The organism is Horticoccus luteus, assembly GCF_019464535.1.
GTDB lineage: Bacteria > Verrucomicrobiota > Verrucomicrobiia > Opitutales > Opitutaceae > Horticoccus > Horticoccus luteus.
In genome coordinates this window covers 2,048,604-2,061,242 of sequence record NZ_CP080507.1, presented here as the reverse complement: position 1 = coordinate 2,061,242, position 12,639 = coordinate 2,048,604, and the positions used below count along the sequence as shown (strand labels likewise).

At 63.3% G+C, this 12,639-nt stretch carries 9 protein-coding genes and 2 pseudogenes; 5 read left to right on the top strand and 6 right to left on the bottom strand.

What is annotated here, in order from left to right:
* Positions 1-137: 137 nt before the first annotated feature.
* The 4 genes from K0B96_RS08675 (at position 138) to K0B96_RS08660 (ending at position 4,182) form a co-directional block, all read left to right on the top strand.
* On the top strand, positions 138-830 hold the full coding sequence (locus K0B96_RS08675) for a hypothetical protein (protein ID WP_220166154.1): 693 nt from the start codon (positions 138-140) through the stop codon (positions 828-830).
* 47 nt (positions 831-877) lie between these two features.
* On the top strand, positions 878-1,552 hold the full coding sequence (locus K0B96_RS08670) for an HAD family hydrolase (RefSeq protein ID WP_220166145.1): 675 nt from the start codon (positions 878-880) through the stop codon (positions 1,550-1,552).
* 59 nt (positions 1,553-1,611) lie between these two features.
* Positions 1,612-3,648, top strand: coding sequence for an excinuclease ABC subunit UvrB (gene uvrB / locus K0B96_RS08665; RefSeq protein WP_220166143.1), 2,037 nt, complete (start codon positions 1,612-1,614; stop codon positions 3,646-3,648).
* 150 nt (positions 3,649-3,798) lie between these two features.
* Complete coding sequence (locus tag K0B96_RS08660; protein WP_220166141.1) at positions 3,799-4,182, top strand: group III truncated hemoglobin; 384 nt, start codon at positions 3,799-3,801, stop codon at positions 4,180-4,182.
* A gap of 58 nt (positions 4,183-4,240) precedes the next feature.
* Here the strand turns inward: K0B96_RS08660 and K0B96_RS08655 are convergent, their stop codons facing one another.
* The 6 genes and pseudogenes from K0B96_RS08655 to K0B96_RS08630 form a co-directional block, all read right to left on the bottom strand.
* Positions 4,241-4,573 carry a low molecular weight protein tyrosine phosphatase family protein gene (locus K0B96_RS08655; protein WP_220166138.1) on the bottom strand — a complete coding sequence of 111 codons (333 nt, stop codon included), beginning with the start codon at positions 4,571-4,573 and terminating at the stop codon, positions 4,241-4,243.
* A 190-nt stretch (positions 4,574-4,763) separates the two neighbouring features.
* A complete protein-coding gene (locus tag K0B96_RS08650; protein WP_220166623.1) occupies positions 4,764-5,120 on the bottom strand; it encodes a hypothetical protein in 357 nt (118 codons plus the stop codon).
* Between the two features lie 310 nt (positions 5,121-5,430).
* A pseudogene (locus K0B96_RS08645) lies at positions 5,431-5,826 on the bottom strand (virulence RhuM family protein); the annotation flags it as partial.
* A gap of 31 nt (positions 5,827-5,857) precedes the next feature.
* Complete coding sequence (locus K0B96_RS08640; RefSeq protein ID WP_220166136.1) at positions 5,858-7,138, bottom strand: restriction endonuclease subunit S domain-containing protein; 1,281 nt, start codon at positions 7,136-7,138, stop codon at positions 5,858-5,860.
* 134 nt (positions 7,139-7,272) lie between these two features.
* Positions 7,273-9,324: a type I restriction-modification system subunit M gene (locus K0B96_RS08635; protein WP_220166134.1), complete on the bottom strand. Its 2,052-nt coding sequence runs from the start codon at positions 9,322-9,324 to the stop codon at positions 7,273-7,275.
* An 84-nt stretch (positions 9,325-9,408) separates the two neighbouring features.
* Positions 9,409-9,786, bottom strand: a pseudogene (locus tag K0B96_RS08630) (type I restriction endonuclease); the annotation flags it as partial.
* Positions 9,787-10,021: 235 nt separating this feature from the next.
* Here K0B96_RS08630 and K0B96_RS08625 point away from each other — a divergent pair.
* Positions 10,022-12,619 (top strand): DEAD/DEAH box helicase, encoded by a 2,598-nt coding sequence (locus K0B96_RS08625; RefSeq protein WP_220166131.1) that lies wholly within the window; start codon positions 10,022-10,024, stop codon positions 12,617-12,619.
* The last annotated feature ends 20 nt before the right edge of the window (positions 12,620-12,639 follow it).

The following is a 12,639-nucleotide window of genomic DNA, read 5'->3' as shown; positions in this document are numbered from 1 at the left end:
GGAGGGGAGGAGTTGAACAGCAACGCCGTTGGACTGAGGGCGAGCTTGGCCGCCGCCGGAGGCTTTAGCAATTGGCATCCGGGGTCCGCGGCCGTTGAATGACGCGAGCTAATTCATCCGCCACCCAGACTTCATAAATGACGTTTCTGTTCAAATACCTCTGGATTATTGTGCGCAAGCTGCTGCCCCCGGTCCTACTCGCGGCGGCGGTGCTCGGGGGCACGGCGTGGTGGCTGCACCGGCACGCCGTGGCGGACGAGGTCGCGGATCGAGCGACGCAGCGGCAACAAAGGGACGCGCGCCGGGCGGCTTTGCGGGAAAGTGTCGCGCAAGCGAATCAGCGCCTCGACCGGTTGTCCCTTGAGATCACCGCGGAACGCAAGCGCGCGGACCAAGCGGACAAAATAGCCGCAGGCTTGCGTGAACAGGAAAGCACGTGGGACCGGCTCGTGGGGAATCCCGCGCAGCAGCGCGCCAACGCCGAGCGGCTGGCGAAGATGGAGCGTTTTCACGCAGATGCGCTCGCCCGCATCGCGGCCGCCGAAACGGAAGCGACGCGCCTCACGTGGCAACGCGACGCGCAGGCGCTTGACCTGCAGGATTTGGACGCCGCGGGGAGCGCGCCGGCTGCCGCGACGACGACGGTCGCAACCGCGACGCCACCGTCGTCGTGGGCTGAGCGCATCGACTACGTCGCGCCGGCGTGGGACCGCGTGAAATGGGTTCTCCTCGGCGTGATCGTAGCGTGGTTTGTCCTGCCGCCGCTGTTCCGTTTTGCGCGTTGGTGGCGGCAGACCGGCCGCACCCCGCCGCCGGCGAATCGCGCGTGACTTTTTGCCGGATTGCCACGCGGCGGCGGCGGCGAAAACATGCGGCCATGGCAAACGTTTCGCCGGACCTCGGCGTCATTTTCGATTGGGACGGCGTCATCATCGACTCGTCGCATCATCACGAACTCAGTTGGGAACGACTCGCGGCCGAAGAGCGGCGCACGTTGCCCGAAGGCCACTTCAAACTCGGCTTCGGCAAGAAGAACGAATGGATCATTCCGGAATTGCTCGGCTGGACGCGCGACAGCGGCGACGTGCGGCGCCTGTCGTTGCGCAAGGAGGCGCTGTATCGGGAAATCGTCGCCGAGCGCGGGCTCGAGGTGCTGCCGGGCGGGCGGGAATTTCTCGCGCGGCTAGCGGAGGGACGGGTGCCGTTCTGCGTGGGTTCCTCCACGCATCGCGAGAATATCGCGACAATCCTCGACGTGCTCGGCCTGGCGTCGGTGTTCACTGCGATGGTGACGGCGGAGGATGTGACGCAGGGAAAGCCGCACCCCGACGTGTTTTTGCGCGCGGCGGAAAAGATCTCCCGGGCACCGGCGAGTTGCGTAGTGTTTGAGGATGCGTTTGCGGGCATCGAGGCGGCGCGGGCGGGCGGCATGAAGGTCGTGGGGGTGGCGACGACGCATCCCGCGGAGGCGTTGCGCGGGCGCGTGGATCGGGTCGTGCACCGGCTGGACGAGTTGACGGTCGCGGACCTGCACAAGTTGGTGGCTCGCTGAGCGTGCGGGCGTTTGCAACGGGCGGCGGGGCGTGTTCTCTGGTTCCTGCGCGACGCATCATGTTGTTCAAACTTAACTCCGACTACCAGCCGACCGGCGATCAGCCGCAAGCGATCGAAAAACTGGTCGCGTCCATCCGCGCGGGCCATCGCGACCAGACGCTGCTCGGCGTGACGGGCTCCGGCAAAACGTTCACGATGGCGAACGTGATCGCGCAGACGGAGCGGCCGACGCTGATCATTTCGCACAATAAGACCCTCGCGGCGCAGCTCTACTCCGAGTTCAAGAATTTTTTCCCGGAAAACGCGGTCGAATACTTCGTCAGTTACTACGACTACTACCAGCCGGAGGCTTACATCGCGTCGAGCGACACCTATATCGAAAAGGATTCGTCGATCAACGAGGAGATCGAGCGGTTGCGCATCGCGACGACGAGTTCGCTCGTCAGCCGGCGCGATGTGATCGTGGTCGCGAGCGTTTCCTGCATCTACGGCTTGGGCTCACCGGAGGATTTCACCGAGCTGCGGATCCCGTTGCGCAAAGGCGAACGCCTCGGGCGCAACGTCCTGCTCGAGCGTCTCGTGGACAACATTTACGAGCGCAACGATTATGATTTGAAGCGCGGGCGGTTCCGCGTGCGTGGCGACGTGGTGGACGTGATGCCGGCGTATTCGGAGCAGGCGCTGCGCATCGAGTTTTTTGGCGATGAGATCGAGGCGATCGCGGAGTTCGACCCGCTCACGGGGGCGATCATCCGGCCGCTCGACCAATTCGACCTCTACCCGGCGAACCAATACGTGACCACGCGCGGCAAGCTGGAGCCGGCGATCCATGCGATCAAAGCGGAGCTCGAGGAGCGCGTGACGTATTTCGAGGCGAAGGGGCTTTACCTGGAGGCGCAGCGCATCCGCATGCGCACAAACTACGATTTGGAGATGCTCCAGGAAATGGGGTTCTGCAACGGCATCGAAAACTATTCGCGGCACCTCACCGGACGCAAAGCAGGCGAGCGGCCGTTCTGCCTCGTCGATTTTTTCCCGAAGGATTTCCTGCTGATGATCGACGAGAGCCACGCCACGGTGCCGCAGATCGGCGGCATGTATAATGGCGACCGCGCACGCAAGGAGACGCTCGTCAATTTCGGTTTCCGGCTGCCTTCGGCGCTCGATAACCGCCCGCAAAGTTTCGACGAGTTTCGCTCGATCACGGGTCAGACGCTGTTCGTCTCCGCCACGCCCGCGCCCTACGAGCTGAAGTTGTCGTCGGTCGTGGCGGAGCAGTTGATCCGCCCGACCGGGCTCGTGGATCCCGAGATCACGCTGCGGCCGACGAAGGGACAGGTGGAGGATTTGATTTCGGAAGTGAAAAAGGCGACGGAGGCGGGCGAGCGCGTGCTCGTGACAACGTTGACGAAACGCCTGTCGGAAGACCTCACGAGTTTTCTGCGCGATGCGAAGATTCGCGTGGAATATCTGCACTCGGACATCGATGCGATCGAGCGCGTGGAGATTCTGCGTAATTTGCGGCTGGGCAACTTCGACGTGCTGGTGGGCATCAACCTGCTGCGCGAAGGACTCGATCTGCCGGAGGTGGCGCTCGTGGCGATTCTCGACGCCGACAAGGAAGGGTTTTTGCGGAGCGAAACGAGTCTCATTCAGACGTCGGGCCGCGCGGCGCGGCACGAAAAAGGCCGGGTTATTTTTTACGCGGACAAGATCACCGAATCGATCCGGCGCACGACCGAGATCACGAATTACCGGCGCGCCACCCAGATCGCTTATAACACGGCGCATGGCATCACGCCGCGGAGCGTGGTCCGGTCGGCGCAGGCGAGCCTGCACGTTTACGACGGTTCGGGCGAAACAGCGGAGGTGGCGGTCGCCGAGAGCGCGGACGATGTCGCGGCGGTGATCGCAGAGTTGGAGGAGGAGATGCAATCAGCGTCGGGCCGCCTGGAGTTCGAGCGCGCCGCGGTGTTGCGCGATCAAATCAATTCATTGCGTTCGGGCGATTACCGCAACGTCGGGCGGGCGCCGGCACCGAAGCGCGGTGGCGGCTACGGCGGAGGGAAGCCGAAGTCGCGTTCGCGGCGTTAGGACGAGACGCGTGCGCGCCCCGGACCAAGGGAAGCACGAGAGAGTCTATGGGGCGAGTGGGTGCGCAGCGGCGCTTAGCCGTCTTGAGCTGGATCAAGGATTTCGCAGAGGCTGCTTGCATGCCGGTGCCGCTCACGCTCACTCCGATTGATGAGCGACGTGCAGAATATGGAGGACGTGAAGCGGTTGGTGGACCTCTTTTACGGCAAAGTGCAGCAGGACGACTTGCTCGATCCGATTTTCAACGGCTTCGCGAAAGTCGATTGGCCGCAGCACCTGCCGAAGATGTATGCATTCTGGGGCGGGATGATTCTCGGTGAGCCGGGCTACGCGGGGCGGCCGTTTCCGCCGCATGTGCCGTTGCCCGTGACGGCGGAGCATTTCCAGCGCTGGCTGGGGCTGTTTCACGCGACGATCGACGAAAACTTCGCCGGCCCCAACGCGCAGCGGGCGAAAGCCGCGGCGAGCAGCATCGCGCACACGTTCGCGATGCGTCTGGGCGTGATCGATCCGATGGCCGGACGGATGTTGTGAAGACTGGTCGTCTTCAAGCGCTGTCGGACGCTGATCAACGCTGCGCAAGCCGGGAAAATCAAAGCGCCAGATGGGCGGAGAGTTCCGTCCTCAGGAGATCGATCAGTTCGGCATCCATGAAGCGGTAGTCGTCGGGGATGCGCAGCACGATCAGCGGTTTGTCGCCAAGGAAGTCACCGAAGCGTTCCTGCACGCGGGCGGCGTGCTTTTTCTCCATGCAAAAGATGAGATCAGCCCAGCCGATGAGACCAGCGGTGAGTTTGACGCGCGCCCCGTTCTCGGTGCCAGCCGAACGCGCCTCGTAGCGCGGATGATTTTGAAACAACGCCTCGGCCGTCGGACTGCGCCACTGGTTGCGCGAGCAGAGGAAGAGGAGTTTGGGTTTAGACATTATCCCAGCTGCTGATTTTAAGAGCGTGAGTGTGAGTGTGGGATTTATCGGTTCGCAAACTTGGCCGGAGGCACCGCCAAGGTGCTGGAGTTCAGTCACTCCAAGGCCAACCTCTCCTCGAGAGGAAGTGCGGAGGACGTATCGTCGGGAGCACCGACAGCGTTTCGCTTTGCAGATTGGAGCGAACCAATCACGCCTCAAACCGGCCGGCGAAGACGGGAGCGAGTTGGGCGAGACCGAGTAGGGCGAGGATGAAATACGCCGCCGCCAAATCGGGGACAAGGAAGAGGCCCATCAGCCCGCAGGCTTCCGCGAAGGCGAGGCCGACGATGAACAGCGGAAAAGCTGCGCGGATTTGCGTTACGCGCGGCAGAGCGACCCAGCGAATCAGCACAGCGACCAGGAGGGGCGCCAGGGGCAGGTAGCGAATCCCCGCGGCAGCGGAAGCCGGGATGGTCGGGCGCAGGCCGGTATAGATTGCGACAAGACCGAGGAGAATACCGGACCAGAGAGTCCACCAAATGACAGCGGGGGTAGTGCGGTTCATGGGAGAAGGTAGGATGAAAAATGGGCATCTCCGGAGCCAGCCTCGCGGCCTGCGGAAATCGAAGCCAGTGGTTCGGGGAGCACCGGCGTTTCGCGTGTCGGGTTGGATGTCCGCCCGTGCCATTCGAAACACTCTCGGTGAAACGCCGAGAGCGACGGGCGAGACGCGGGCGCTTCCCGGCTCCGGACAATTCAGCCGCGCAGGCGGAGTTTCTTGTCGAGGCGGTTCGAGGGCCGGATGTCGATCGTGACGGCGAGGGCGTCTCCGTCGACGACGCGCACGGCGGACGTGCGGTAGGTGTAGAGGTCGGCTCCGGTCGGCCGTCGGGGTTTTTGAGCCGCTCGTCGTCCATCGCGAAGCCCTTGAGGAGGTATTCCTTGAGGACGGTGGAGGCCCAGCGGCGGAACTGGACGCCGCGCGGCGAGCGGACGCGGTAGCCGACGGCGAGGATGGCATCGAGATTGTAGAGGGTGACCGGGCGCTGCACTTCACGGCCGCCCTCGATTTGAACTACCGAGGATTCCTCGGTAGTTGCCTCGCGAACGAGTTCGCCGTCCTCGTAGATGTTCTTAAGGTGCAGACCGATGTTGTCGGTGCTGACGTCAAAAAGCTGGGCCATCTCGCGCTGGCTGAGCCAGACGGTGTGATCCTTGGCCCGGAGCTGGATGCGACTCTTGCCGTCTTCGGTGGTGTAGAGGATGAGCATCGGAGGAAGGGAAATGGGACGCGGGAAAAGCTCAGGCGGACGACAACAGGGCGAGCGCGGCGGGTTCGCCTTGCTCGATGGCGACCTCGACGGCGCGTTGGGCACGGGCGAGCAGGGTCTGGGCCTTGCGGCGCGCGGCGTGGGCGGCTCGCACGGCGGCGGTGACGGCGTCGCAGGTCTTGGCGTCGAGTTTCGGGAAGGGAAGTTTGAGCAGGTCCGTTTCGGAGATCGCCGGGTAAAGGCTCGCACTGGTGTGCAGGTCCATGACTTCGCAGACCGGCGGCAGGCGCAGGTAGGTCAAAAGCACCTCCGGCGAAACGGTCTTGGGCTGAAGCACGACAAAGCCGGAGGAGGCAACGAAGCCGTTTTGCTCGGGGGTGATGAGCGCGCTCAAGCGGCGGTTAGGACGCACCGTGGAGGTGATGACGTCGCCGGGGCGGACAAGCCAAGTGGCGCGGCTCGGGGCCTCGGCGCAGGACAGGCGTTCCGCGCCGGCCGTGCCGTCGCCGCGCAGGGCGCCGATCTCGATATAGTCAAAATCGCCGGGGCCGCCAGCGCCGGTGAAGTCCTCGTGACGCGGCGGGGCTGCGGCGCGGATAGAGGGACCGCCCGTGCCGAGCTTGGCAAGAAGCTGGGTCGTGCGCGGGGTGAAGAACTCCGCGTCGAAACGCGCCGCCGTCGCCACCTCGGACGCGCGGCGGACGTAGGTGAGCGGCTCCGGCGGACGCCAGTTTTCGAGACCGAGGGCGCGCAGCAGGGTTTGCTCGGCGGCGGCGAGGTGGGCGGCGGCTTGGTCGACTTTTGTTTGTCCCGATCGGAACGTCCGTGTGACCGCCGTTTGCAGGGTGTCGGACACCAGAACGATAGGCAGCTTAGAGAGGCTCTCCACGCTGATGTAAGGATTCATCTGCTCCGTCTTTTGCCTGTCCGCGAAAGCTTGGCCGACTTTCGATGCAAGGTAGGCGGCCAAATACGCAGGCTGAATTTCACCTGTTGGCTGGATCAGCGCGACGTCCTGATTGATGGTGAGCGGCTGTATGGGATCATCGACGAAAGGGTATGCTTGGCAGATGCGTCGCTTGATCGTGCAAATGACCGTGCCCTTGCGGATCCGCTTTTCGCTGAATTCCTCCGCGTATTGTTCCTTCGTGATCCATCGCACTTTACCCACGTCGAAGCTGAGCGCCGTTACGCTTTCGATGGTGATGAATCCAACGTCACCTTCTGAAACATCGTGTTTGTAAGGCGTGTGCCCTGACGTGAGTTGATGCGAAAGAGCACCGAGCGGCTTCCACTTCGTAGAGGTTAGCACGCGCTCCAGCATGCTGATGGCGGAATGAGCCGCGAACTCCGCATCAATGCGGATGGTCCGTTGCTCCGAAAACCTAGCCTCTCGAACCTCCAGCCCCTCCAACAGCGCCCGGTAGCGGGCCTCGTTGAAGGGGCCTAGGGAAAAAAAGGCAGCTTCTCCTTCTTGGCGAACTCTTCAAAAGCCTCGGCGATGCCTTCGGGCGTGCGCGTGCCGTCCTTCAGCTCGACGCTGAAAAAATCGTGCTGCACGAGGGTGTGGCCGTGGATGTCGCGCACGGGCAGGCCGCAGGCGTCGGTGACTAGGATCTTGTCGCCGCGGTTGTCTTTGGAGGGCAGGCGTTGGGTGGCGAAGAAGATGGGGTAGTCGTCCGTGCGCGGGCAGAGCGGGCCGGCGGCGGGATCGTCGTTCCACTTTTGCACGAAGAGGACGGAGGTCTTGGTGCCGGTGTGGGGCTTAAACGTGTTCCCGTGAAGGCCGACGACGGCGAGGATGCGGCATTTCTCGGCGATGTAGCGGCGCACGCGTTCGTCGGAGGCGTTGTTGAAGCGGCCCTGGGGGAGGACGACGGCCATGCGGCCGCCGGGGCGGAGAAAGTCGAGGTTGCGCTCGATGAAGAGGAGGTCGCGGCCGACGGCGCTCTCGAGTTTTCCCTGGCCGCCGTCCTTTGCGACCTTGTGGGCGAGGTCGTAGGGCGAGAGCATGTCGGTCTGCTTGATGTCGCCGGCGAAGGGCGGGTTGGCGAGGAGGACGTCGAAGCCGAAGGTGCGGTAGTCCTTGCCCTTGGGGTCGGCAAGGAGCTTGCGGATCTTTTTCCAGCCGGTGTGGTAGGTGTCGGTCCAGGATTCCTCCTTCACGGTCTCGGACCAGCGGGTGTAGTCGAGGGTGTTGAGGTGAAGGACGTTGGTCTGGCCGTCGCCGGCGATGAGGTTGAGGCAGCGGGCGACGCGCACGGAGCGTTCGTCGAAGTCGATGGCGAAGACCTTGTCGTTCACGTAGGCCTGCTGGCGCGGGCTCTTTTTCTCCATGCTGAAGAGGTGGCCCTCGGCGCGGCCTTCGTCGCGGCGGATGGCGTCCCACACGTGGAAGATGGCATGCATGGTGAAGCCGGCGGAACCGCAGGCGGTGTCGATGAGGGACTCGTGCTCGCGAGGGTTGAGCATGCGCACGCAGAGGTCGATGACGTGACGCGGCGTGAAGTATTGGCCCTTCTCGCCCTTGGAGGATTTGTTGACGAGGTATTCGAAGGCCTCGTCTACGACATCGAGGTTGCTGTTGAAGAGCTTGTATTCCTCGAGGGAGCCGACGCAGACGGCGAGGTGGTCGGCGGTGAGCTTGATCTTGTCGTCAGGCGGAAAGACGCCGTCCCACTCGGCACGGGCCTCGTCGAAGAGCTCGGCGATGCGGGCCTTGAGCTGGGCGGCGGTGTTGGTGTTGCGGAAGCGAATGTGGGTGTGTTTGCCGCGGTAGCAGGAGAGCTCGTCGTAGAGTTTGGTGAAAATGAGTTTGAAGACTTCCTCGAAGACATCGACGCCGGCGTTGGCGAGCACCTCGTCCTCCATTTCGAGGATGCGGTCCTTGAGGGAGCGGGCCTCGCCGGATTTTTCGCGGGCCTGCTCCTTCTCGATCAGGGTCTCGATGGTCCAAGGCTGCTCGGCGACGTCTGCGATGGTTTGCGAGGCCGTCGGTAGAGACGGAATTTCGACAAAGTAGTTAGGATTTTTTCGATGCCAGAACGTGTGATCGCGGCCGTTACTCCAAAGGGCGAGCGGGGCGCCAGTGGCGTGGCAGTAGGACTTCAGCTGATCTTTACCGTCCTTCAGCTTGTCAGCCTTAACCTCGATAATGAGATAGGGAATCGTGACGCGGTCGGCGTCCATGACCACGACGTCGGCGCGCTTAGAGGTGTCGCGGCCGAAGGTAATCGGATATTCGACCGTGATCCGAGAGAGCGGGTATTTGTGGTGAGTGAGGAGGCGATAGATCCAAAGTTGGCGGACGATCTCCTCAGGCTTGGCGGGGACATCCTTCTGGCGGACTTGGCAGCGGATGACAGGGCGGTTGCTTTTGTTGTAGGACAGGAGCTTTTCGACCGCTTTGCGCTCGAACGTGCCGAAGAGGCCGAGGGTGGCGGCGGCTTCGACGACGGGCATCAGGTCTTGAAGAGTGGGAGTGGAAGAAACGGGCATGCGCTGGTGTGATTGAAAAGATATAGGTCGTCGCGGTAACTAGGCGGCAGCGACTCCGGGCCGGAGATAGTCCAGGTGAAACTTGTTCATACGGAGCTGGTGGACGATCTCGAAGTCGTTTTTGCACCAGTCGCGGATTTTGACGAGGGTGTAGGAAAGGGGCGTGCCGTCGTCGCGGGTGAAGTCGTTTTTCTCGCGGAGGCGGACGGAGTTTTTGAAGACGTCGGGGGAGACGAGATCGTCGAGCAGGCGGGCAAACTCGGCGTCGGTGAGTTTGACGCGATTGAGGGCCTCGAACTTCTGGCGGAAATTTGTCTCGAGGGAGGCGCGGTCGCGGATGTCGGGGCGATCGGTGTATTTGAGGTCGCGCAGCTTGGCGATGAAGGCGTCCTCGATGCTCTGTTCGCGGATGATGTGCGGCTGAGGTTCGGACTCTTGTCGATACGTTATCTCAGACGACATGGGCGGGATTTAGCTGGATGAAGAAGCGGGACGCGCGAGGCAGGCGATAGCATTTCTGGAAGCAGCGCCATAGCGGGGCAAGGGCGGAGTGGCGCGCCGGGCGTGGCGGGTGTTGGCGCAGACATTCTTGACTGTGGGGGGTGGGGGAAAAGCAATCACAGGCAGGAATGCGTGTGTCACTGCAGGCATGTAACTTTGCCTCGCGGGGAGGCGAGGGTGCGTTTCTCTTGGGAGGATGTCTTCAGTTTCTGCTCCACTGCTTGCGCCGGTCAAAGGTTCGCCGGATGCGGTGATGGATCGGTTTCTAGGCTATGCGGCGGCGAAGGGGCTCGAGCTTTATCCGGAGCAGGAGGAGGCGATTTTGGAGTTGTTCGCTGGGCATAATGTCATTCTCGCCACGCCCACCGGGTCTGGAAAATCGCTCGTGGCGGCGGCGCTGCATTTCAAGGCGCTGTGCGCGGGCGAGCGGTCGGTTTATACGTGTCCCATCAAGGCGCTCGTGAACGAAAAATTTCTCGCGCTGTGCCGTGACTTCGGACCCGAGAACGTCGGCATGATGACGGGCGACGCGAGCGTGAATCCGACGGCGCCGGTGCTCTGCTGCACGGCGGAAATCCTCGCCAATATCGCGCTCCACCGCGGCGACCGCAGCGATGTGCGGGTCGTGATCATGGACGAGTTTCACTACTACGCGGACGCGGAGCGCGGCTACGCGTGGCAAGTGCCGCTGCTCACCATGCCGCACGTGCAGTTTTTGTTGATGTCGGCCACGCTGGGCACGACGGATTTTTTCGAGCGCGAACTCACGCGGGTGACAGGGCAACCGACGGTGACGGTGAAGAGCGACCGGCGGCCGGTGCCACTCGAGTTCGAGTATTCGGAGACGCCGCTCGCGGAGCGCGTGGCGGAGCTCCTCGCGACGAACCGGGCACCGATCTATCTCGTGTATTTCACGCAGCGGGCGGCGAGCGAGGCGGCGCAGGATCTCATGAGCCTGGCGGTGAGCACGCGGGAGGAGAAGGCGGCGCTCGCGTCGGAGTTGGAGCGGGTGAAGTTCAATAGTCCCTACGGCAAGGAGGTGAAGCGGTGGCTGCGGCATGGGATAGGCGTGCACCATGCGGGGTTGCTGCCGCGTTATCGCGTGCTGGTGGAATCGCTCGCGCAAAAGGGGTTGTTAAAACTGATCTGCGGGACGGACACGCTGGGCGTGGGCATCAATGTGCCGATCCGCACGGTGGTGTTTACGCAGCTCTGGAAATACGACGGGCAGAAGGCGGCGGTGCTGAGCGTGCGGGATTTTCGGCAGATCGCCGGGCGCGCGGGGCGGCGGGGATTTGACGACAAGGGTTACGTGATCGTGCAGGCGCCGGAGCATGTGATCGCGAACAAGCGCGCGGAGGAGAAGGCGGCGGGCGATCCGAAGAAGATGAAAAAGCTCGTGAAGCAGCGTGCGCCGGAGGGCGCGGTGGGCTGGGATGCGCGGACCCTGGAGCGGTTGCTCACGGCGCCGGCGGAGAATCTCACGTCGCGGTTCAACCTCACGCACGGGATGCTGCTGTTGATGTTGAGCCGGGAGACGGATGGATGCCGGGCGTTGCAACGGCTCGTGGCGGATTCGCATGAAACGGCGGCGCGGAAAGGTCAGTTGCGGCGGCGCGGGTGGCAGTTGTTTCGCGGACTTGTGGAGCGGAAGATCGTCGCGGTGATTCCGCGCGAGGTGCGCGCGGGGGCGGAGGGCGCGGACGTGAGGAAAGTGCGCGTGAACGTAGAACTGCAGGACGATTTTTCGCTGCACCAGACGTTGTCGCTTTACCTGCTGGACACGCTGCCGCTGCTGGAGCGGGAGTCGCCGGAGTATGCGTTCGACGTGCTGACGTTGTGCGAATCGATCGTGGAGGATCCGGAGCAGATTTTGCGGCGGCAGGTGGACAAGTTGCGCGGCGAAAAAATCGAGGAGCTGAAGGCGGCGGGCGTGCCGTATGAGGAGCGGATGGAGAAGCTGGAGGAGGTCGAGTATCCGAAGCCGCGGCGGGAGTTTATCTACGACACGTTCAACGCGTTTGCGGCGGCGCATCCGTGGGTGGAGGGGGAAAACATCCGGCCGAAGTCGATCGCGCGAGAAATGTTTGAGCGATATATGTCGTTTGCGGATTACGTGCGGGCGTATGGCCTCGAGCGGATGGAGGGGCTGTTGCTGCGGCATTTGTCGCAGGTGTGGAAAGTGCTCGCGCAAACGGTGCCGGTGGCGGCGAAGACGGAGGCGGTGGTCGAGATGGAGGAGTATTTTCGCGAGCTGATCCGGGGCGTGGACTCCAGTTTGCTGGAGGAGTGGGAACGCCTGCGGAATCCGGCGTTTGTGGCGGCGGAGACGGCGGACAAACCGGCGCGGCCGGCGAGTTACGATGTGACGCGGGACGCGAAAGAATTTCGGCGGCTCGTGCGCGTGGCGGTGCTCGGGTTTTTGCAGGACGTGGCGGCGCGCGATTGGGAGGCGGCGAGCGGAAGGATGGCGGACGGGGAGAGCGAACGATGGGAGCGGATGGGAGAGGCGGAGCGGGAGGTAGAACTGAAACGCGCGGCGCGGCGGGTGGAGGAGGCGTTGGCCCCTTACTTCGAGGCGCGCGGGCGGTTTCGGCTGGATCCGGCGGGGCGGGCCGCGGCGAATACGCATTGGGACGAGGCCGAGGGCGCGGAGTGGCGCGTGGCGCAGGTGCTCGTGGACGTTGAAGAGGCGAACGATTGGGAGGCGCGGTTTACCGTCGATCTCGCGGCTTCACGGGCGCGGAACGAGGCGGTCATGCGCTTCGAAGGTGTGGGCGCGGTGGGATCGTAAGGGACGCCTCGCCACAGCCG

Excerpts from the sequence above, each read along its gene's own strand:
- K0B96_RS08660 (WP_220166141.1), top strand. The coding sequence starts at position 3,799 with ATGAGCGACGTGCAGAATATGGAGGACGTGAAGCGGTTGGTGGACCTC.
- K0B96_RS08675 (WP_220166154.1), top strand. The coding sequence starts at position 138 with ATGACGTTTCTGTTCAAATACCTCTGGATTATTGTGCGCAAGCTGCTG.
- K0B96_RS08625 (WP_220166131.1), top strand. The coding sequence starts at position 10,022 with ATGTCTTCAGTTTCTGCTCCACTGCTTGCGCCGGTCAAAGGTTCGCCG.
- K0B96_RS08635 (WP_220166134.1), bottom strand. The coding sequence starts at position 9,324 with ATGCCCGTTTCTTCCACTCCCACTCTTCAAGACCTGATGCCCGTCGTC.
- K0B96_RS08650 (WP_220166623.1), bottom strand. The coding sequence starts at position 5,120 with ATGAACCGCACTACCCCCGCTGTCATTTGGTGGACTCTCTGGTCCGGT.
- K0B96_RS08655 (WP_220166138.1), bottom strand. The coding sequence starts at position 4,573 with ATGTCTAAACCCAAACTCCTCTTCCTCTGCTCGCGCAACCAGTGGCGC.
- K0B96_RS08670 (WP_220166145.1), top strand. The coding sequence starts at position 878 with ATGGCAAACGTTTCGCCGGACCTCGGCGTCATTTTCGATTGGGACGGC.
- uvrB (WP_220166143.1), top strand. The coding sequence starts at position 1,612 with ATGTTGTTCAAACTTAACTCCGACTACCAGCCGACCGGCGATCAGCCG.